Origin of the sequence: Ruegeria sp. R8_1 (assembly GCF_017743815.1) — a bacterium.
Lineage (GTDB): Bacteria > Pseudomonadota > Alphaproteobacteria > Rhodobacterales > Rhodobacteraceae > Ruegeria > Ruegeria lacuscaerulensis_A.
In genome coordinates, this window is record NZ_JAGHRL010000029.1 from 1 (window position 1) to 587 (window position 587).

Here is a 587-nt window from a genome sequence, read left to right on the forward strand (position 1 = left end):
GGGGAGCTGAGAATAAGCTTTGATCCATGGATCTCTGAATGGGGGAACCCACCTGAAAGTTCATTATAATTACCTCGGTAATTTATAATGTTCTTAACCAGGTACTTTTGACCTGAATACATAGGGTCTTAAGAGCAAACCCGGGGAACTGAAACATCTAAGTACCCGGAGGAAAGGAAATCAATTGATACTCCGCTAGTAGTGGCGAGCGAACGCGGACCAGCCAAGCCTGATGAGTGACTAGAACCGTTTGGGAAGACGGGCCATAGTGGGTGACAGCCCCGTATAGGAAGCTCTGAGGGATGTATTAAGTAGGGCGGGACACGTGAAATCCTGTCTGAAGATCGGAGGACCACCTTCGAAGGCTAAGTACTCCTTACTGACCGATAGCGAACCAGTACCGTGAGGGAAAGGTGAAAAGCACCCCGACGAGGGGAGTGAAACAGTACCTGAAACCGAACGCCTACAATCAGTTGGAGGCCCCTTGAGGGCTGACAGCGTACCTTTTGTATAATGGGTCATCGACTTGGTCTATCTAGCAAGCTTAAGCCGTTAGGTGTAGGCGCAGCGAAAGCGAGTCTTAATAG

General features: G+C 49.4%; 1 rRNA gene. It reads left to right on the forward strand.

From position 1 onward, the window contains the following. Positions 1 to 587, forward strand: a 23S ribosomal RNA gene (locus tag J7380_RS20295); the annotation flags it as partial.